Here is a 16585-nt window from a genome sequence, read left to right on the forward strand (position 1 = left end):
ATTTAATGGATGGCGACATCAATCTTGCGCCGCGCTGGCGCCGGTCATAAGCGCCGTCCGGTCACAGCTCACCGTTTCCGGATGACATCCTGGATGATCGTACCTGCGACGCGGAGCGGCTCGACATGCCGGAACACGCCGACGACGACAGCGAGATAGACGCAGCCGCAGAAGCAGCCGGAGAGGATCATCCGAACGATCGGAGGATAGCTTTCGAGCAAGGCAGCCTGCAGCCACCATCCGGCCGCGGCCGTGACGATCGCGCCGATCGTCTGTGGCCCCGCGGCCCGGGCGACGAGCCCGACCCCGATGTCGATCGGCCGCCCCGCAAAGATCACCGACGGCAGGGCGAGCAGCGAATAGCCGATGACGACAGCCCAGGCGACGCCGACCGGGCCGAACGGAAGGCCGGCGCACACGGCCGCAACCTGCGCCACCAGCGACACGATCCCCCATGTCTGCCATCGGTCGGCCCTGCCGAGCGACAGATGCAACCAGCCTTGCGAGCCTTCGACGACATGCGAGATGCCGCGCAGCGCCATGATGCTAAGCAGCGCGCCGGCGGCCTGCCACTTCTGTCCGAGCAGCACCACGGTGAGATCCTCGGCGGTCACGGAGAGAATGGCCGCGGCTGGCATCAGAAAGAAGGCGAGGATCGACAAGGCCGCCGCGTATTTCTCGCGCAGCGCGGACGGGTTGGACTGCAGCTTGCTGAGCGCCGAGCTTCCCACCGCGTGAGTCTGGCTGAGCGCCGTCGACATCGAATTATCGTAGAGGTTCATCGCATTCTGGTAGTAGCCGACCTGATCGGGACGGTAGAACAGCCCGAGCGCGATACGGTCGACCGCCCGCGACAGCGTGTACGCGACCGTGAAGCCGACGACGTGGAGGCCGAACCGCACCATCGATTTCACTTCGTCGTCGAAGACGGGAGCGCCGGGACGCCAGGCGCATGCCGACCACGCCGCGACCACGAGGCAGATCGAGCTGATCACCGGCCGCAGCACCAGGGCCCAGTAGCCATAGCCGGCGACGGCGGCAGCGATCGCGGCGATCGTTCCCGCCAACGTCCCGAACAGCTGGATCTGGCCGATGCGGCCGAACTGCATGGTCCGCCGAAGCAGCGCCATATGCTGGTTGGTCAGACCCGACAGCACGAAGGTGATGGCGACGCTCAGCGCGATCGGCTGCAGCCGGTGATCGCCATAGATCCACGCGATCAGCGGGCTCGACGCGGCGACGATCATCGCCACAGCGACGCCCAGCGCCGTGCTGACCCAGAACAGCGCGCTGACCTGGGCCGGCGTCACCCTGCTCCGCTGCGCGGTCGCATCGAGCAGTCCGAAGTCGATCAGCAGCGGCGCAAAGCTCGTCAGCACGGTGACGATGGCGACGAGGCCAAAATCCTCCGGCGCGAGCAGCCGGGCGAGAACGATGGCCGCGACGATCTGGAGCGCGGCATTACCGTATTGAATGACGATCGAGATGATCCCGCCACGCAACGCCCGGCGTCCGAGATCCTTCGATTCCCGATGTTCTTCGAAATAGGCGGCGACGGTTTGCGACATCGGGCTTCAACCGCTCGCGGCCGCCGCGGTCGACATTCGAACGTCACGTGGCGAGCCAGTGATCAGGCGCATGAAATCCATCCGTCAAAATAGAGCATCGTGAAAACGCCTGCCGGTCCGATTTCAAGGCAGCACAGCAGCGATGACGCCGCTTTGTGGCGGAGAGAAGGAATTAAATCTCACTGCGCCGACAATATCCGCTCTCGATTTAATTTGGCCAGTGGCATCGATCCCTGGGCAGAAACCCCATCGGCGAGCACCCTGAGGCGGTCCTTGCGGGCGGACAGGCCGGGCATCGGCGGCAAACCGGCAGCCTCGAGGATGGTCTCCCACCGATAGACCCAGTCATGACGCAACAGGGTCTGGACGATGCCGCTCCGCCGCATCGCATCCTGCCGCTCCGGTTCGCGGTCCAACTCCTTGATGACGCGATCGATGTCGCTCGAGGTGTGAGGCACGTCGATCACGGCGTCGGGCCAGTCGAACATTTTCGGAAACAGCTCGTTCCGGGGACGCTCTCCCAGCATGATCGCCCCCGCGGCGGCGCCCTCGAGATAGCGATACCCGAACTCCACCTGACGCCCCGTTTCGCCCGGCTCGTCGAACTTGCCGGGATTGACGAGAAAATACCTGCTCCGCTTCGCGAGATTTGCGACCTGCGCGCGGTGCTCGACGAGATCGATCGCCTGGCTGCCGCCGATCGTGTCGTGCAGATAGAAGAAGCTCTTGTCGCGCGCCATCGCGCACAACGTGCGGTGCACGGCCAGCGGCCTGCGGCCCATGCTGTAGACGTCGATCACCCTCTCGGGAGGATCGGGATACGGACAGAACTTCAGCGCGTCGATGGCGAGCGGCAGATGCGCGCAGGCCTTTCCGATCGCGTCGCCGAGCGGCTTCACCGTGCCGATCTGAAAAGGCATCACGAGGTCGAACTTGGCCATCACCTTCAGGAAATGCCGGTGCTTGGCGATATCTTTCAACCAGAGCTCGTCGAGAAGACACACGGACAGTTTGGAGGACGCCCGGATATCTTCGATCGCGTCGAACATGATGAGATCCTGCGGAAAGCCGCAGATCGCGAACACCACGTCATATGGCTGCCGAGCGGGGATCCGCGGCAGACCAGGATTCAGCAGGATGGGAGCGTGATAGCCGAGCCGTGTCGCGAAGCTCGCCCGCCGGCTGGTCGGATCGAGCCGGGGCGCCAGCAGCTCGGCGGAATCGACCTCGCAGATGATGTCCTCGAATTCGGCATGCGGGCCGCGATTCAAGGCCTTGCCGAAGATGTTCCGGAGCGAGAACACCAAGATGCGGGGAATGTCCGGCTGCGAACTCATCGTGCCCTGCTCCATCGCGGTGCCGTGATCAACATGACGCGCGCTGCTCCGTCGGCCTGATCAGGCTGGCATCCAGGGCCAGCCGTGCGGCCGCCTCGATCCGCGCGAACGGCACATCGGCGCGGATCGCCATGTCCAGCAGGCTGTGCTTGCCGTCTGCCAGGTTGAGCACCCACAAGAGATCCATCTGCGTGGCCCCGCCCGCCTCACGTTGACCTGCGATCGCCCTATAGAGGCCGCGGCGGCCGAGCTGCGGTTCACCGCGGCCATCGACGCGCTCGTAGATCCGGTCGCGGTCGAGCAGATCGAGGACTTCCTCGATCACCGCGTAGGACTCGTCGAGGTGTTTCGGCTTGACGAAATCGAGATTGTCCGCGGAGGTGTGGTATTCCGGGAATGTGCCATGGACCCCGCGCATCAGGCACCCCACCGGCAGGTCGAAGCCGGGCGAGCAGAACTGCCGCTCATCGTAGCCATACGGACTGAACGGCAGGATCTCATGCCGATGGCCTGAGTGCTTCAGGACATGGGCGACGGCCCGGTCGATCGGCCCCCCCTTGCGGCTCCCCTTGTAGTGGAAGCCGCTGGCATCACCGAGGCAAGTGAGGACAAGTCCGTGCTCAACCCGATCAAGCCGGCTTTCGTTGCGATCGAGCCAGGCCAAGGCACCGATCGTCGCGGGAAGAAACAGGAAGCGATAACCCAGCCGGCTCGTCCGCCGCATCTGGCGCATCGCCAGCGCCGTCATGATGGAGACGCCGGACAGATTGTCATTGGCGAGGCTCGGATGGCAGACGTGACAGGTGATGAGGACCTCGTTCGCAGTCTCCCCGGGGATGAAGTACTCACCATAGGTCAAGGACCCTTGCGTGATCGCGCTGTCGATCTCGACCTGATAGCGATCGTCCGTCATCTCCCGCCAGAGACGGTCCGGAAGACAGAAGCCCCAATCATCCGCGTAGTAGCCGGTTCGATACGGAATCAGATCCGGCTGATCCGGCAGCGTATGAACGTGCCTTGCGAGTTCGGCGCGGCTCAGCACGCCTTGAACCGGCTTGCTGTACCCCATCACGTGGAGATTGTTGTCGGCGAAATCGACCAGCCGCTGGCCCGACAAGGTCGAGATGGTCGCGCCGCGAATGTTCCATTCGGCGGGCACGTGCCAGTCGAGCACCGGCGTCCCCGTCGGGACCTCATGGATCGTCAAGTCGACGTGCCGGCCGACGATCTCGAGCGTCCGGCGGACGCCCGCACCGGTCAGGCTGCGGTTGATCGGAAACAGCTCTGCCACGAGAGCATGCAGATCGATGGCCGGCGTTCGCTCCGCGGCGGGCGATTTCACCATGTCCAGCATGACGCACACCTCTTCAAGGACGGCCTGACCCGATTTCGGTCCTTCGGCGCGCTCACCACAAGGGCCGCTCGGCGAGCAACGGCCACGCAGCATCTTTCGCGGACAACACCGTCACCGGCCCCGGCCATTTGATGCTGATCAGGGGATCGTTGTGCCGGAAGCCGTCGGAAAGCTCCTCGACATAGTCGATGCCCATCAGGTACTCGACGGTCACATCATCCGTCAGGGTCTGGAAGCCGTGGGCAAATCCGGCGGGAATGTAGAGCATCCGGCCCGTCGATGGCCCAAGCTCGCAGGCATAGACCTCGCCGCGCGTCGCTGATGTCGGCCTGACATCGACGATGACGTCATGGATCAGGCCCGCGGTGCACCGGACGATCTTGGCATCGGCCTTCGGCGCGCGCTGAAAATGCATGCCACGCACGGTGCCGCGATGGCGCGTCACCGAGCTGTTGCCCTGAACGGGCTGGAAGTCGATCTCCTCGGCGGCAAAGGTCTTCGCACACCAAGTCCGCGTGAAGCTGCCGCGCTCATCGCCGCGCACCGTGAGCTCGATCAGCCGCGCATCCGATCGTCCCAGCTGGACAAACTTCATCGCAATTTCTTTCGCTCCGAGATGCCAACGCGGCGGTATCCGAGAGCCGCCCGCTGATGCAGGGCGGGCCCCACGGATCTCGTCGATCACTCCTCGATGGTCGCCTTCGGCACCGGCACGATGAACCGTCCGCCCCAGCTGCAGATATCGGCCATCTGCGCCTTGATCTCGTTCTTGATGTTCCACGGCAGGATCAGCACGTAATCCGGCCTGGCTTCGAAGATCGCCTCCGGCGGCAGGATCGGAATGCGAACGCCGGGCATGTAGCGCCCCTGCTTGGAGGGAGCGCGATCGACGGTGAAGTCGAGAAAATCGGTTCGAATGCCGCAATAGTTGAGCAGCGTGACGCCCTTGGCCGGCGCACCATAGGCGACGATCTTCTTGTTGTCGCGTTTCAGCTTGGTGAGCAGCTCGAGCAGCGCCCGCTTGGTCTCTTTGACCTGCTCGTTCCACGCCAGGTAGATGGCATCCTCGTGCAGACCATAGGCTCGCTCGCGCGTCAGGACGTCGGCCACGTTCGGCGTTTCGGCGTGCGATGCGCCCTCGTGGCAGACGAAGAACCTGATCGAGCCGCCATGGGTTTCCGGCAGCTCGACATCGAACACGCGCAGACCCGCGCGAGCGAAGATGCGCGAGCCGGCGATCAGCGACAGATACGAGAAGTGCTCGTGATAGATGGTGTCGAACTGATGCCGCTGCATCAGCGTCAGCAGATGCTGGACCTCGAAGGTGGCGACGCCCTCCGGCGCCAGCAGAATCTTCACGCCGCCGACGAAGTCGTTGATGTCCGGAACGTGGGCGAGGACGTTGTTCGCCGTCACCAGATCGGCCGACCAGCCCTCCTCGCGGAGCACGGTCGCGTAGTTGCGGCCAAAGAACTCGACCCGGGTCTCGATGCCCTTGGCGCGCGCGGCGAGCGCGACGCTCTCGCAAGGCTCGACGCCCAGACAGGAAATCCCCTTCTGAAGCGAGTACTGCAGCAGGTAGCCGTCATTCGAGGCGATCTCGACGTGGCGCGAGGCCGGTCCCAGCTTGAAGCGCGCTGCCATGGCCTCGACATAAGAGCGGGCGTGCTCGAGCCAGGAGGTCGAGTGCGAGGAGAAATAGGCATAATCCGCGCGGAAGATCTCGGAGGCCGCCAGCAGGTCCCGCGTCTGCGCCAGACGGCACTCGCGGCAGACGAACGTCTCCAGCGGATAGAACGGCTCGGCCCGCATGTAGTTCGCCGGATCGACATAGTCGTTGGCGACGGGCGAGGCGCCGAGATCGATCAGCTTGAGCGTCAGGTCATCGCCGCAATGGCGGCATTTGGGGGCAACGCCGACGGCGGTGGGAAGGCTCAGTTCCATGGTTACTCCGTCACTATCCTGTCTCGCCAGATCCTGTCCGGCACGCCTCGTCGGTCTCGGCCGGACGCGGTCAGGTCCATTGCAGCCGGTCGTTGATCCGGGCCGTCTCCATATGATCCTGCAACACCTTGAGACGGATCAGATCGGATGAGCGGAACTCGGCGTCCTTGAAGTTCATCCGTTTGAGACCTTCGACCAGATTGGTGATCGACTGCTGCAAGGTCACCTGCGGCTGATGATGCGGCGCAAGCGAGCGATACAGGCCGAAATCCACCTTGTAGGAGCGGCTGTCGACCGGGGCCGAGGTATTGATGGACACCGCCGTTCCCGGTACGCGCGCGGCCACGGCGTTGGCGAGATCCTTGACCTGGTAGTTGCGATCGTCGGACCCGGCATTCACGGTCAGGAAGCGGCCGCCATTGGCGGCCGGCCGGTCGATTGCCCAATCGATCGCCCGCGCCATGTCGGCGACGTCGATCAGCGGACGCCACGGCGTGCCATCGGAGAGCACGCTGATCTGCCGGCGCGAAAGCGCGCAGGCGACGAAATCATTGAGCACGAGGTCAAGTCTGAGCCGGTCCGACATGCCGCAGGCCGTGGCGAAGCGCAGGCAGGTGATGGCCATGTCGGTCTCGATCCGGGCGAGCTCCTGCTCCGATCCAATCTTCGACTTCGCGTAGGCGGTGATCGGATTGAGCGGGTCGCTCTCCTTGCGCGGCGGCCCGTCGGCGATGCCGTAGACGCTGCAGCTGGAGGCGAAGACGAAGTTCTTGACGCCTGCCGCCGCCGCCGCGCGGGCGAGCGACACCGTCGTCCGCTGGTTGATGTCGAGCGTCACATCCTGGAAGCGGTTGCCCATCGGATCGTTCGAGATCGCCGCGAGCTGGATGACGGCATCGTATCCGCGCAGATCGAGCGACATGTCGCGGACGTCGCCGTGGAACTGCTCGTCGAGGTAACGCTCCGGCAGCACCGGCGCGCCGGTCAGGCAGTGCGCGAAATAGGCGTTGTCGAAGCCGTGCAGCGTTGCGTCCGGATGCTGCGCCCGCAGATGCTTGGCGACCACCGGTCCGACATAGCCCATGTTTCCAGTGATGAGCACCTTCAAAATCGTCACCCCTTACGCCGCGAACCAAAAGCACGATTTAAATGATCCGGCAGCATTATAAATTATAATCGGGCAACGTCCAGCAAATCCGCCCGCTTGCGGCCGGGCGCACGAACAGCCGGGCTGAAGCTCCCGATAAACCCAGCCAAGTACACGCTTTCTCTGAATCGGCGGTTCATGCCGGGGCGGCTTGCAACACCCTGCCACCGCCGCTTGATTATATTCCAGCGAATTAAATAAATGCCTTGAATCCGACAAACCGAGACCGCAAATCTCGGGAGCTTTCATTGAGACGCATTGGTTGAAGAATTGAGAGACAGAGCATGACGCTATCCGCCGGCGACTGGGTTCAGGTCCGCAGCAAGGAAGAGATCCTGGCCACGCTCGATGCCAATGGCCGTCTCGAAGGGCTGCCCTTCATGCCGCAGATGTTCAAATGGTGCGGCCAGCGCTTCCAGGTCTACAAGCGGGCGCACAAGACCTGCGATACGGTGACCGGATACAACACCGGCGAATGGCTCGGACGGCGCCTGCCCAATGCGGTGCATCTCGATCTGCGCTGCGACGGCGAGGCCTATGGCGGCTGCCAGGCAGCATGCCTCATCTTCTGGAAGGAAGCCTGGTTGTTGCCGGCCGATCCTGCGCAGGCCGCAAGCGCCGATCACGACTACGCGGCAGCGCGCCAGCCGTCCGGCGGCTGCACGGCGCGCGCGGTCCTCGACGCGACCGAGTCACCCGATCAGATCGCCGGCAAGGGTCCGCGCTACAGCTGCCAGGCAACCGAATTGCCGAGCTACACGCAGCCGCTCAAATGGTGGGACGCCCGGCAATATGCCGAGGATATCGCATCCGGCAACGTCTCCGCCGGCAAGATGTTTCGCGGCTTCCTCTACTTCGCCTATGTCGGTGCGACGATGGCGCGCCGTCCGCGCCTGGGACGTCCGGCCCGCTGGATCTACGATCGTATCCAGTCGCTCTGGGGCGGCGTGCCGTTCCCGCGCAGACGCGGCGATCTCCTCACCGACAAGGATGCGCCGATCGCCGATCTCGGGCTGCAGCCGGGCGATCTTGTACGCGTCCGGCCGCACAAGGAAATTCTCGCGACCATCGACAAGCAGACCAACAACCGCGGCATGGGCTTCGACGCGGAAATGGTGCCGTATTGCGGCAAGGTGTTCCGGGTGCGCACGCGCGTCGAGAAGTTCATCGACGAGCGGACCGGCTACATCCGGCGCATGAAGACGCCCGCGGTGATCCTCGACGGCGTCTACTGCCAGTCGCGCTACAGCGAGAACCGGCTGTTCTGCCCGCGCGGCATCTTCGCCTGGTGGCGTGAAGTCTGGCTGGAAAAGGTGCCCGCCACCGCGATCGAACGCCCGCAGGTCGAGGAGACCGTCGAGCTTCCGAGGCGGGCGGCCGGCTGAGGCGCGGTCTCATCCGGCTCACGACGATCGCCGTCCGTTGATTGGAAAACTGACGGGATGCGTACCCGGGTCATCGCGCCCGAAGACGTGACGACCCGCGGCTGCCGGTTCGGTCGCAGACCATCGATCGCGGCGTTTCCCGCCCGTCTTTGTGTGATGAAGGCGCCTCGCCGATGGCCTGCGTCGATCAGCCCAGTGACAGCTTGCGGGCCACAAAGCCTTCGGCGTAGCGCTCGGGAGCACGGCACTCCATCCCCCGAAGCCGCGCCAGGCCCATGAACGTCTCCGGGTCGAACCACTGCTTGGAGCGCTGGCTGCCGAAATGCGACATCAGCAGCGCGACCTTGCGCTTCATCACGCGTTCGGACACCGGCATGTAGAAATTGGGCCGCCCGAGATCGCCGTCCCATTTCGGGATCTCATATTCGAGCACGAGGTGATCCCGGAACGTGTTCCAGACCAGCCGATTGACCTGGCGGTGGTCCTGATGCGCATCGTCGCGACGATGCGCGAGAATGACGTCGGGACTGATGCGGCCCTTGAGCTGCTCGAACCAGGCCTTGATCTCCTCCCCCTGCTCCGGAAAGAAGCCGTCGCGGAAATTCAGGATCTCGAGGTTGCGGCCGCTTGCCTCGGCGAGAAAATCGTTGGCCGATGCGGTCGCCTCGACGCCGCGCTCGCCATTGCCGCTCAGCACGCACCAATGCACGTCCAGGCGAACGCCCTGGTCGAGCCAGGTCAGAAGCGTGCCGCCCGCGCCGATCTCGATGTCGTCGGAATGCGCGCCGAGACAAAGCACCGACAAACGGTCGCCGCGACCGGCGAGCTGCAATCCCCTCATCCGTTCACCACGGCGGGAAGGTTCGCGCCGAGATGCCAGGGCGTATCGCCGCGCTCGATCATCTCCTCGAGCACCTGGCGGTCCCGGAGCGTATCCATGGCCCGCCAGAAGCCTTCGTAGCGATAGGCCATCAGCAGGCCACGATCGATCAGCCGCTTGAACGGCTGCACCACGAGCTCGTCGCCCTCCTCGATGTAATCGAAGATCTCCTTGCGGAAGATGAAGTAGCCGCCGTTGATCCAGATGTTGGAATCATTGCTCGCGGCCATGCGGCCGACCGTGCCGTCGTCGTCGAACTCGGCCAGATGGAAGCTGATCGGCGGATGGATGGCGATGAAGCAGCCGATCTTGCCGCTGCGCTTGAAGCGGTCGATCATGTCGGGCAGCGGCGCATCGGTCAGGCCGTCGCTGTAATTGGCGAGAAAGATCTCCTCGCCCTCGACGAGATGCCGGACGGCCCTCAGGCGCTGACCGATGTTGCGCCAGATCCCAGTGTCGACCAGCGACACCCGCCAGTCGGCCGGGCGCTCGCCCAGGAGCTCGATCTTCTTGCCGAATTGCGAGATCGTGCAGTCGGTCGTAGCGGCCTGATTGTAATTCAGGAAGTAGTCCTTGACGACGTTGGCCTTGTAGCCGAGGCAGAGCACGAAGTCGCGGTGGCCGTACTGGCTGTAATACTGCATCACGTGCCAAAGGATCGGCTGGTGGCCGATCGGAATCATCGGCTTCGGAACGCTCTCGGAATATTCCCGGATCCGCGTCCCCAGTCCCCCACAGAACAAGACGACCTTCATGGCTCGACGTCCTTCGGCTTCATTAAAACTCAGAAATCAGCAATCATTTTCGTCCAACCCCACGGCCGCCCGGAAGACTGGCCGCGCCCTTGGCGGCAAGCGATTCTGCAGGAGTGTCGTCGGTCGATGTGCCGGACCCAGGCATCGCGGAGGTCCCGACCCACCCGACCGATTATTATTCTGATTTAATAACAATTAAAATTCCAATTTTTCAATGCCACATTGAAATATTCGTTGGCGCGACATGAATCCGCCACAGGGATCAGGAGAGGCCCCTGCCGTTGGAAACGCCGATATTCAAGCCTTCATTGCTCTTTCAGAGCCCGCGCGGCCGGTCAGCGCACGCCGTCATCGCGCTGCGGTATCGTGGGACCCACACGGCGGAATTTAAACAACCGGCGATTTTAATTGTTCCAATTAAATGATGAATAATATACTAAGGCGCAAGCCAGCTATTTTAACCGCGTTTCGAACATCGAGATCCCATGCATTACGTGGATCAGCCCGAAACTCTCGACCGGAACGGCATGCCTGGGGCCGTATTGGCGGACCGGCAAATTGAATGTCGGAAATGGCCCATCCATTATGGCGCGGTGGAGCCGTTTGCGATCACGGCGGACATCGCGACGATCGCCGTGACCAGCGTGCTGTCTGGATATCTCTATCACTTTCAGGACGCGGCCGGCGCGAACGACGTCAGCAAGTCGGTCGGGCTTGCGATCCTCGTCTCGGCCCTGTTCGTCTCGCTCATGAAGATCCGCGGCATGTATCGGCCGGCGGAGCTCCTGATCCTGTCGCGACAGATCCGCGCGACGTGCCTGACCTGGATCACCGCCTTCCTGGTGCTTGCCGGCGCGCTGTTCGCGCTCAAGATCGGCGGCGAGTTCTCGCGCGGCACCAGCATCGTCTTCGCGATGCTGGGACTGACGGCGCTGGTGCTGAACCGGCGGATGACCGAATATCTGCTTGCGAAAGGCCTCGCTGAGAAACGCTTTTCAGGACGCAACATCGTCCTGATCACCGACGAGGCGAGCCAGGACAATCCAGGTCTCAGCCAGGCGCTCGTCGACACCGGCTTTCGCGTCAGGCGGCACTTCCTGCTTCCGGATCCCGGCGCAGCCCCCGACCAGCGACAGCACCTGGTGGCCAGCGTGATCGATTATGTGCGCGGCTCGGACATCGAGGAGATTGTGGTCGGCGCCAGCCCCGATCCCTGGTCCGAACTGCGGACGCTGGGAGCAGACCTCAGGGTTCTGCCCTTCCCCGTAAGCTTCGTGCCCGTCGGAGCGGCCGCGGAGCTGTTCAATCAGCCGCGTCACGATCTCGGCAGCACCGTCTGCGTCGAGCTGCATCGCGGCCTGATGAGCCCGCTGGAGCACGCGACCAAGCGTCTCATGGACCTAGCCCTGGCGGGCACCGCTCTGCTGCTGCTGTCGCCCTTGTTGCTGCTGGTGGCCATCGCCATCAAGCTCGATTCGGCGGGGCCGGTCTTTTTCCGGCAGCAGCGCTGCGGCTTCAACGGCAGGTCGTTCCAGATCTACAAGTTTCGGACCATGTCGGTGCTCGAGGACGGCCCTACGATCGTCCAGGCGAAGGCCGGGGACAGCCGGTTCACGCGCCTGGGCGCGTGGCTGCGCCGCACCAGCATCGATGAACTGCCCCAGCTGCTCAATGTCATGAACGGCAGCATGTCTCTGGTCGGTCCTCGCCCGCACGCCCTGGCGCACGACAACGAATTCGACAAGCTGGTGCGCAACTACGCCTTCCGCCGCCGTGTAAAGCCGGGCCTGACGGGCTGGGCGCAGGTGCATGGCTGCCGCGGACCGACGCCGACGCGCGCCTCGATCGAGCAGCGCGTCGAATTCGACCTCTGGTACATCGACAATTGGAGTCTGTCGCTCGACATCGCGATTTTGCTCAGGACGCCGATCGAGCTGATCCGAGGCGACAACGCCTATTAGGCAGCCAAGCTGCCTGCGATCGCATCGCCGGAACATGTCGCGGTGACAAGGCTGGGAAATGCGCGCTGCCTGGTCGGAAACGTCAGGTGCCCGGATGCAATGCCACAGGCAAATCCCGAAAATCGTCCGACTGACGCTGGAGTCGTCGCAGCAGAATTGAGAAGTCGCATCCGGCGCACGTGGTGCCTGCGGACCCGGTAGCAGCGCACGGCTCACCGGTGGAAGAGTGCCGCCTGTGGTGATCGAGCCGGTCTCAGGCCCGCTGACGTCGCCCCTTGGGGGCCCCGCTTCCGTTGATGGCGAACTCTTCGATCCGACGCCCCGTCTTGATGGCTGCGACCAGCCAGCGCGGCTGCTTGCCGCGCCCGGACCAAGTCTCGGACGTCTGCGGATTGCGATATTTCGGCAGCACGCGCGGGTATTTGCGCCGCGCTTTTCCGTTGGCATTATAGGAGGGCGCGTCCTCGCTGTTCGGCCCCTCGATTACGCCGCGGCTGCGATTCAGAACCGCCAGACGACGTTCGAGCTCGCGCTTCTCAGACGTGATCCGCTCAGCCAGGATCTGGCTGATCTGCTCATGGAGCGACCAGAGGTCATCGAAAGACATCGCCTCGAAATCGAGCTTCTTGGTGGACATGCAGCGACCTTTATCTGTGATCTCTATCCTGCCGGATTAATGTCATATAATTCGGTATTTCGATCCGCAAGTGGTTCGCTGTCGGGAAACCCGAATATTTGAGTTATATCCGCTCCACCGACTTATTTGGTTGTAGCTTAATCAAATATCAACCAGCAACCCTATCCGGGTAAACGCGGGCCCGAGTCGCACAGAACTACGGACGCCGAACAACCCTGTTTGAAAAACGTCAAATCAAAGAGGTCTGCAAGAATTTTCCGCACTCTGCGGCGGAAAGGCGCTTAATCTTCGTACCAATCATGACGGAGCCGCGAAACAAAGCGGCAGCACCACTTGCAGGATCATATGGCCTCTCAGCGTCCGACGACATTGCACAACCTATTCGCGCGATCAATGCGATAACCCGAACCGGGATATTTATGCGCCTGCGAAAACTGGCGCCGCCCGATCAAATTATGCACGGCGTTGGGAACATGCCGCAAATCGGCCGAGATGCCTGCGCTGTTCGATGACAGAACCGACCGTCGTGTCCTCCGTCGCAATGTCCAACGCCGCCGACATCTCACAACTCATAACTCTAATCGTCGAAGCCATCCTGGGACCATCGGCCGGCGTCTCAGGTCCACCTCAATATCCGACTGATCGTCGAACAGATTCACTTACCTGCGCACACAGCCTATAGCGGGCCGGACGACGCCGGTCATTCACATGGGTTGGTTGTGACTGTGACGCAGAGACGCGCACGATAAACCGACGTATTAAATAAAGCGGCGGCGTCCACAACGGAGCAAAGGTGGCGCGATTCCGAATAACTGAAAAATCTAATTTCCGCTGTTTTTTAATGCCGGGTCGCGTTGAGAGTACCCGGCCGTCCGGATGGATCCGACGCCGCAGTTCCGCGCCGCTGGCATCTGAGCGACCCGCGGGCCATCACGCGACAGGGCCCGCGTTCCGCGGGCCGCTGCGGCAACAGTCCATTAGGCCAAGCAGCTAGCGCTGTTGCTTGGTGCGCCCGGGCGTGACGCGGCGAGGCGGAACAAGGTGAGCGGTGCCGCGCTGACGCCTGTCGGACACCGAACGCCGGCTCGGGGCGCCCGGATGGTCGACGCGCTTGTCGAGACTGCAGCTGATCGACTCGATCTCTTCGAGCAGGATGTTGCACAGCTCGATTTGCGACAATAATGCGGCAGGCGCCGCATTCTCCGGTGGCCGCAGTTGCAAGCGTGATCTTGCGGTTCGGATCTTGATTAACGATGCCAGGACGGTATTCAGGGTTCGCCCACCGCCGACATCGAACTCTTCATCACTCAACGCTGTACCAAGCTCGTCACGCACGGACGGCCCCCACTCGTTGGCGAGATTTCAGCGATCGTCTTTCAATCGTCGGCGAACTGCCATCGCGACGACGATCGGCTCCGGTGACCGGGAGGAAATTAACCACTCGCGACAAGTTAACTACCATCTGCAAGGCAACGCATTAAATACGTCCGGCGCCAATCGCGGCCCAAAAAGTAAAAACCACCGCGATAGCGAAGGGACTTATTAAGTACCCTTCGTCTGTGACAATTAAAGCTTTAGTTTGTTCATTACGTGCCTTTTCATATCTCCTATGTCCGGAGAGAGCCGGACAAAACATTTAATTTAGGTTGAGAGACTAAATTTGCTCAACTATTGAGACAGGAAGGCGCGGATTTCCAGGCGCGCAGCCGTGTTAACACGCGTTTTTGCTTCGAAACGGCGTCATCCCGGTCCTGGCAAATAAGAGCGGCGTGTCGCGCAGGACGGTCCTGCCGCGGGCGCCAGAAACGTCCGCAAAGCTGGGCTCTACCGGACTACCGACCGATCCGGCGCCCCGCAGATCACGACGCGCCGATATTTCGGACCCCGGGAGGTCTCCAATGCAACCGTCCTTATGCACCCCGGATAGATCGCGAGATTGTAGTGGAACGGCGTTGCCTGGAACGCACCGTGCAGCCGGCAGAAGCTGCTCAGATCCGGGCCGCATTCGGTGACCGGATAAGGCCCGCGCGCCGAGACAGGACCGGACACGCCGGCCAGGAGGAGAGCGAGGACGGCGATCCTGGTCACGTTCGACAGCGGCATGCGTCCCCACAAGCTGATCGGTTGGCAACAGGGCCCAGCATAGACTTGAACGGCCGCCGCGCACAACTGGCCGGCGGGTCCGGCTGGATCGCCTTCCGATTCGCGGCGGACGACGATCACGCCCACGTTCCCGCGTCCGATTCCAGCCTCTGGGGATAACAGATGCTCAACGGCTTTCTGCTTAGATTTACGGAGTTTGGTCACTCGGAGAAAATTTGCCAGCTTGCGAACACCGTTATGGCCATCGGCGGCGTCGAACGCGGCGATTTGATGAGATGGAACTGTGGCCTAATTAGCACGGCGAGGCAAAAGCTGGCTGGGACGAACGGGCGTGCGCTTTCGCCGCGGAAGGCGGCCGGTTAACTTAGGAACCGAGTGGGATGGTCATCGCCCCCTCTGGGTGGGGAAGATGCCAGGGGAATTCCTTTGTCGTATCCGAAGACGGGTTTGAAGGCCTGGATAAATCCGCGTCGCTCGCAGAAGGCGGGAGGCGGTGCGGAATCTGCCGTCGGCAGAAGCGCGGTAAGCCGCTTCGGCTTCCGTGGGATTGGCCGTGGTTCGCGGAGCCTTGCCCTCGTCGCACTGCTGGCATTGCTGCCGGCGTGTTCTCTGCTTCCGGGGACGGGCCCGACCAGCGACGCGGTCAGCGACAATGCCACCGCCAGCGTCCGGTCGAACACGGCGCTTCCCTATGCGCTGGTCGACGTCAGTCCAGAGACGATCGGCTTCCTCTCGCAGCCCAACCTCGTGACCTTCCAGGGCGTGTTTCCCGACAAGCGGCCCAAGCCGGTGCAGGTGGCCGGTATCGGGGACGTCCTGAACGTCTCGATCTTCGAAGCCGCTCCTGGCGGATTGTTCACCCCGCCGACGGCTGCGGGTGCCCGTCCCGGCAATTTCGTCGATCTGCCGGCACAGGCCGTCGACCAGCAAGGCAACATCCGCGTGCCTTACGCGGGCGAGATCGTCGCCGCAGGCCGAACCCTGCCCCAGATCGAGCAGGAGATCGTCTTCCGCCTGCAGAAGCGCGCGCTCGAGCCGCAGGTCGTGGTCAGCCTGAACCAGCAGCATTCCGCCGTGGTCAGCGTTCTCGGTGACGTCAACACGCCGGGGGTGCTCGCACTCAACAGCGTCGGCGAGCGGCTGCTGGCGGTGATTGCGCGCGCCGGAGGCCCCAAGCACGAAGCGATCGAGAGCTACGTCACCTTGCAGCGCGACGGCAGGCGCGTTCGCGTCCTGCTCGCCCGCGTCGTTCAGGATCCGCGCGAGAACATTTTCATTCGTCCGAACGACGTCGTCTACATCACCAGGGAATCGCCGACCTTCACCGCCCTTGGCGCGCTCAACCAGAATGTCTTCGGCTTCAACTCGGAGATCTCGTTCGACACGGAGACGCTCACTTTGGCGCAGGCGATCGGCAAGGCGGGCGGCTTGAACGACCAGCAATCCGATCCGGCCGAGGTCTTTCTGTATCGCTACGAGGAGCGGCCGCTGCTGCAGAAGCTGGGCGTCGACAC

At 62.9% G+C, this 16585-nt stretch carries 14 protein-coding genes (1 of these 14 running past the window's edge); 3 read left to right on the forward strand and 11 right to left on the reverse strand.

The annotated features are described in order from the left end of the window. Positions 1-68: 68 nt before the first annotated feature. From BRADO_RS22480 to BRADO_RS22505, 6 genes are all read right to left on the reverse strand, one after another. Positions 69-1568 carry a lipopolysaccharide biosynthesis protein gene (locus BRADO_RS22480; RefSeq protein ID WP_011927652.1) on the reverse strand — a complete coding sequence of 500 codons (1500 nt, stop codon included), beginning with the start codon at positions 1566-1568 and terminating at the stop codon, positions 69-71. Between the two features lie 179 nt (positions 1569-1747). Next, the gene (locus tag BRADO_RS22485; protein ID WP_011927653.1) at positions 1748-2905 is read right to left on the reverse strand and encodes a glycosyltransferase; all 1158 of its coding nucleotides are present in this window, start codon (positions 2903-2905) and stop codon (positions 1748-1750) included. A gap of 28 nt (positions 2906-2933) precedes the next feature. Continuing rightward, positions 2934-4259, reverse strand: a complete 1326-nt coding sequence (locus BRADO_RS22490) for a DUF4910 domain-containing protein (RefSeq protein ID WP_011927654.1) — start codon at positions 4257-4259, stop codon at positions 2934-2936. Positions 4260-4311: 52 nt separating this feature from the next. Next, positions 4312-4854: a dTDP-4-dehydrorhamnose 3,5-epimerase family protein gene (locus BRADO_RS22495; protein WP_011927655.1), complete on the reverse strand. Its 543-nt coding sequence runs from the start codon at positions 4852-4854 to the stop codon at positions 4312-4314. A gap of 86 nt (positions 4855-4940) precedes the next feature. Further along, positions 4941-6203, reverse strand: a complete 1263-nt coding sequence (locus tag BRADO_RS22500; RefSeq protein WP_011927656.1) for a class I SAM-dependent methyltransferase — start codon at positions 6201-6203, stop codon at positions 4941-4943. A gap of 70 nt (positions 6204-6273) precedes the next feature. Next, positions 6274-7311, reverse strand: a complete 1038-nt coding sequence (locus BRADO_RS22505) for an NAD(P)-dependent oxidoreductase (protein ID WP_011927657.1) — start codon at positions 7309-7311, stop codon at positions 6274-6276. 323 nt (positions 7312-7634) lie between these two features. On the opposite strand from BRADO_RS22505, the gene BRADO_RS22510 reads away from it, so the two are divergent. Continuing rightward, entirely contained in the window at positions 7635-8735 is a 1101-nt protein-coding gene (locus tag BRADO_RS22510) for a hypothetical protein (RefSeq protein ID WP_011927658.1), read from the forward strand. 187 nt (positions 8736-8922) lie between these two features. On the opposite strand, the gene BRADO_RS22515 is transcribed toward BRADO_RS22510, so the two are convergent. Then, on the reverse strand, positions 8923-9576 hold the full coding sequence (locus BRADO_RS22515) for a PIG-L deacetylase family protein (protein ID WP_011927659.1): 654 nt from the start codon (positions 9574-9576) through the stop codon (positions 8923-8925). Further along, positions 9573-10370 carry a glucose-1-phosphate cytidylyltransferase gene (locus BRADO_RS22520; RefSeq protein ID WP_011927660.1) on the reverse strand — a complete coding sequence of 266 codons (798 nt, stop codon included), beginning with the start codon at positions 10368-10370 and terminating at the stop codon, positions 9573-9575. Before BRADO_RS22520 ends, BRADO_RS22515 begins: the two co-directional genes overlap by 4 nt. Positions 10371-10855: 485 nt before the next feature. Here BRADO_RS22520 and BRADO_RS22525 point away from each other — a divergent pair, with 485 nt between their 5' ends. Next, positions 10856-12331 (forward strand): undecaprenyl-phosphate glucose phosphotransferase, encoded by a 1476-nt coding sequence (locus BRADO_RS22525; RefSeq protein ID WP_011927661.1) that lies wholly within the window; start codon positions 10856-10858, stop codon positions 12329-12331. A 253-nt stretch (positions 12332-12584) separates the two neighbouring features. Here the strand turns inward: BRADO_RS22525 and BRADO_RS22530 are convergent, their stop codons facing one another. The 3 genes from BRADO_RS22530 to BRADO_RS35820 all read right to left on the reverse strand — a co-directional run bounded on the left by BRADO_RS22530 (position 12585) and on the right by BRADO_RS35820 (position 15197). Continuing rightward, complete coding sequence (locus BRADO_RS22530; protein ID WP_011927662.1) at positions 12585-12968, reverse strand: H-NS family nucleoid-associated regulatory protein; 384 nt, start codon at positions 12966-12968, stop codon at positions 12585-12587. A gap of 990 nt (positions 12969-13958) precedes the next feature. Further along, positions 13959-14303 (reverse strand): hypothetical protein, encoded by a 345-nt coding sequence (locus tag BRADO_RS22535; RefSeq protein WP_244422873.1) that lies wholly within the window; start codon positions 14301-14303, stop codon positions 13959-13961. Between the two features lie 489 nt (positions 14304-14792). Further along, positions 14793-15197 carry a hypothetical protein gene (locus tag BRADO_RS35820; RefSeq protein ID WP_244422874.1) on the reverse strand — a complete coding sequence of 135 codons (405 nt, stop codon included), beginning with the start codon at positions 15195-15197 and terminating at the stop codon, positions 14793-14795. Positions 15198-15662: 465 nt separating this feature from the next. Here BRADO_RS35820 and BRADO_RS22550 point away from each other — a divergent pair, with 465 nt between their 5' ends. Continuing rightward, positions 15663-16585, forward strand: the 5' portion of a protein-coding gene (locus BRADO_RS22550; protein ID WP_011927664.1) for a polysaccharide biosynthesis/export family protein. Its footprint extends 238 nt past the window's final position; only the first 923 of its 1161 coding nucleotides appear in the window; its start codon is at positions 15663-15665; the stop codon falls past the right edge of the window.

Origin of the sequence: Bradyrhizobium sp. ORS 278 (assembly GCF_000026145.1) — a bacterium.
GTDB lineage: Bacteria > Pseudomonadota > Alphaproteobacteria > Rhizobiales > Xanthobacteraceae > Bradyrhizobium.